The organism is Limnohabitans sp. (assembly GCF_030158565.1).
Lineage (GTDB): Bacteria > Pseudomonadota > Gammaproteobacteria > Burkholderiales > Burkholderiaceae_C > Limnohabitans_A.
This window is the reverse complement of the sequence record NZ_JAOASQ010000013.1, coordinates 1-3515: the sequence shown is the minus strand read 5'-3', so window position 1 is coordinate 3515 and position 3515 is coordinate 1. Positions and strand designations below refer to the sequence as shown.

The following is a 3515-nucleotide window of genomic DNA, read 5'->3' as shown; positions in this document are numbered from 1 at the left end:
CCCTTTGGCGGCACCAAGGCCAGCGGCACCGGCCGCGAAGGCGGCACCTGGAGCTACGAAGTGTTCTGCGAGCCGAAAAATGTGGCCGTGTCGATGGGCTCGCACCACATCCCACACTGGGGCATGTGAGCATGCAGCGCCGCGAACTTCTGCTGGGCGCCGCTGCGGCGGCCTTGCCTTGGGCTGCACAGGCCCAGACACAGGCTTGGCCCGCCAAACCGATCCGCTTGATCGTGCCTTTCCCGCCAGGCGGTACCACCGATGTGGTGACGCGTTTGGTCGCCGTCGAGCTGACCAAGGCCTTGGGGCAGAGTGTGGTGGTGGACAACAAGCCTGGCGCGGGCACGGTGCTGGGCGTGGACCTGGCCGCCAAGTCGCCAGCCGATGGGCACACCCTGGTCACCGTGGCCAACAGCTTTTGCGTGAACCAGACGCTGGTGAAAAACCTGCCCTATGACGGCCTGCGCGATCTGCGCCCGGTCGGCCTGATGGGCATGTCCGAGCATGTGCTGGCCACACACCCCGGCAGCGGCCTCAAGACCGTGGCCGAGCTGATCGCCGCAGCCAAAAAGCAACCCGGCAAGCTCAGCTACGCCTCGTTCGGCGCGGGTACTTCAGCCCACATCTCGGGGGCCATGCTCGAAGCGCAGGCTGGCATCGAGATGATCCATGTGCCCTACAAGGGCCAGGCCCCAGCGCTCAACGATTTGATCGGTGGTCAGGTCACGGTGATGTTCGGCAACTGGCCTGAGTTTCGCCAGCACGTGCAAAGCGGCAAGTTGGTGGCGATCGGCATGGCGACGGCCAAACGCTCGCCGCTGGCGCCACAGATCGCCACGCTCACCGAGCAGGGCTTGCCCATCGAGTCCAACTCGTGGAACGGCATCCTCACGCGCAGCGGCACGCCCGATGTGGTGGTGCAGCGCCTGAACAGTGAAATCAACAAAGCCTTGCAGGCGCCCGCCGTGGTGCAGGCCTTTGCAGACGGCGGCATCGTCTCGCTGGCAGGCACACCCGAGCGCTTCGCGGCCTTCATCCGCAGCGAGACCGACAAATACGCGCAGGTGATCCGCAAGGCGGGCATCACCGCCGAGAGCTGAAAAGGAAAACAGCATGGGACAACTTGCCCTGGCGGCCAAAATCACCCACGTGCCCAGCATGTACCTGAGCGAGATTCCCGGCCCGCGCTTCGGCACACGCCAAAGCGCCATCGATGGCCACAAGGAAATCAGCCGCCGCTGCCGCGCCATGGGCGTGGACACGCTGGTGGTGTTCGACACGCACTGGTTGGTCAATGCCAGTTACCACATCAACTGCGCGCCGCACTACAAGGGCGTGTACACCAGCAATGAGCTGCCGCACTTCATCAGCAATATGGCGTTTGAGTCGCCGGGCAATCCGGTGTTGGGGCATTTGCTGGCCAAGGTGGCCAACGACTACGGCGTGGAAACCCTGGCGCACGACGCCACCACCTTGCAGCCCGAATACGGCACGCTGGTGCCGCTGCGCTACATGAACGAAGACCAGCACTTCAAGGTGGTTTCGGTCTCGGCCCTGTGCACCTCGCATTACCTCAACGACAGCGCCCGCCTGGGCTGGGCCATGCGCGAGGCGGTCGAAAAGCATTACGACGGCAAGGTGGCTTTTCTGGCCAGCGGCTCGCTCAGTCACCGCTTTGCGCAGAACGGCTTGGCCCCGGAATTCGCGCACAAGATCTGGAGCCCCTTCCTGGAAAAACTCGACGAGCAGGTGTTGCGCATGTGGGACCAGCGCGAGTGGAAAGCCTTTTGCGAAATGCTGCCCGAGTACGCCAGCAAAGGCCATGGCGAAGGCTTCATGCACGACACCGCCATGCTGCTGGGGGCGCTGGGCTGGACAGACTACGACGGCGCGGTCGACATGGTGACCCCGTACTTCGGCGCCAGCGGCACGGGCCAGCTCAACGCGATTTTTGAAGTGACGCCCCAAAAAGGCGAGCACATCCCGGCGGCGCAGGCCAGCAGCGCGCAAGGCTACACCGCTGTGAGCACCCGACTCTGAACAAGGCCCCGAACATGCCCCATCTCGTGATTCTCTACACCGGCCAACTCGACGCCGAAGTCCACATGACCACGCTGTGCCGCCAGATGGCCGACGCCATGCTCACCGTGCAAGACGAAGCAGGCAAGCAGGTCTTCCCGACCGGCGGCACGCGCGTGCTGGCCTACCCTGCGCCGCACTACGCCGTGGCCGATGGCGGTGCGGCGGGCCAGGCAGCAGGTGGCACGGGCGACTACGCTTTTGTGTACCTGAACGTGCGCATGGGCCGAGGCCGCACAGAAGCCACCCAGCAACGCGCAGGACAAACCTTGCTCGAAGTGGCCCAGGCCTTTTTTGCGCCCGTGATGGCGCAGCGCCACATCGGCATCACACTGCAGATCGACGTCGGTCCCGAAGTGTTTGACGCCAAGCACAGCAACCTCCATCCGCTGTTCAACAAAATTTGATGGGCCCTGACCTGAAGTGGGAGCCGCACCCTCGCGGCGATGATCCTTCCAACACCACAGAAACCATCGCGGCGAGGGCGCCGCTCCTACAGGAACACCATGTTTGACGACACCTTGATCCAGCAGCTCGCACACGAGCTGAACCAGTCCGAAAAATCCCGCGTGCAGATCGAGCACTTTTCCAAGCGCTTCCCGGGCATGACCATCGAAGATGGCTACCGCATCAACCGCGCCTGGATGGCCATCAAGTTCGCCGAAGGGCGCACCATGATCGGCCACAAGATTGGCCTCACCAGCCGCGCCATGCAGGTGTCCAGCCAGATCGACGAGCCCGATTACGGCACCTTGCTCGATGACATGCGCTACACCTGCACGCCCGGCCAGGTGCTGGACATTCCGTTCACGAACTTCATCGCGCCGCGCGTCGAGGTGGAGTTGGCCTTCATTCTCAAGAAAGAATTGCGCGGCCCGAATGTGACGGTGCAGCAGGTGCTGGAGGCCACGGACTACGTGACGCCTGCCATCGAGATCATCGATTCGCGCATCGAGCAGTTCGACCGCCACACCAAGGTCATGCGCAAGGTTTACGACACCATCAGCGACAACGCCGCCAATGCGGGCATCGTGCTCGGTGCCAAACGGGTCGACCCGCTGACCACCGACTTGCCTTGGTGCGGCGCTGTGCTGCGCCAAAATGGTGTGGTCGAAGAAACCGGCTTGGCAGCGGGCGTGCAAGGCCACCCGGCTGTGGGCATCGCCTGGTTGGCCAACAAGCTGGCCCCATGGGGCGAACACCTGCAAGCTGGAGAAATTGTTTTGGCTGGCTCCTTTACCAAGCCCGCGCCCGCCAAGGTGGGCGATGTGTTTGACGCGGACTATGGGCCTTTGGGCAAGCTGGAATTCCGCTTTGTTTGAATACCAGCCTTCGTCTTGCGTGAGCGCGGAGCTGTCGGTGCCGAGGTGGCGGCCCGGGCTCAGAGGCGCTTCGCTTTGCCACATCGCCCAAACCGCCACCCCGGCACCGACAGC

Annotated in this window: 4 protein-coding genes; all 4 read left to right on the top strand. The window is 63.6% G+C overall.

Annotated elements, in window-relative coordinates:
• The first annotated feature begins 131 nt into the window (after positions 1 to 131).
• Positions 132 to 1100 carry a tripartite tricarboxylate transporter substrate binding protein gene (locus Q1W40_RS02255; RefSeq protein WP_300708454.1) on the top strand — a complete coding sequence of 323 codons (969 nt, stop codon included), beginning with the start codon at positions 132 to 134 and terminating at the stop codon, positions 1098 to 1100.
• 13 nt (positions 1101 to 1113) lie between these two features.
• Positions 1114 to 2040, top strand: a complete 927-nt coding sequence (hpaD, locus tag Q1W40_RS02250) for a 3,4-dihydroxyphenylacetate 2,3-dioxygenase (protein WP_300708452.1) — start codon at positions 1114 to 1116, stop codon at positions 2038 to 2040.
• Between the two features lie 14 nt (positions 2041 to 2054).
• Positions 2055 to 2486, top strand: a complete 432-nt coding sequence (locus tag Q1W40_RS02245) for a 5-carboxymethyl-2-hydroxymuconate isomerase (RefSeq protein ID WP_300708450.1) — start codon at positions 2055 to 2057, stop codon at positions 2484 to 2486.
• Positions 2487 to 2585: 99 nt separating this feature from the next.
• Entirely contained in the window at positions 2586 to 3401 is an 816-nt protein-coding gene (hpaH, locus tag Q1W40_RS02240; protein WP_300708448.1) for a 2-oxo-hept-4-ene-1,7-dioate hydratase, read from the top strand.
• Positions 3402 to 3515 lie beyond the last annotated feature (114 nt).

Bases quoted from the DNA above. Each gene is read 5' to 3' on its own strand.
- Q1W40_RS02255 (WP_300708454.1), top strand. From the start codon at position 132: ATGCAGCGCCGCGAACTTCTGCTGGGCGCCGCTGCGGCGGCCTTGCCT.
- hpaD (WP_300708452.1), top strand. From the start codon at position 1,114: ATGGGACAACTTGCCCTGGCGGCCAAAATCACCCACGTGCCCAGCATG.
- Q1W40_RS02245 (WP_300708450.1), top strand. From the start codon at position 2,055: ATGCCCCATCTCGTGATTCTCTACACCGGCCAACTCGACGCCGAAGTC.
- hpaH (WP_300708448.1), top strand. From the start codon at position 2,586: ATGTTTGACGACACCTTGATCCAGCAGCTCGCACACGAGCTGAACCAG.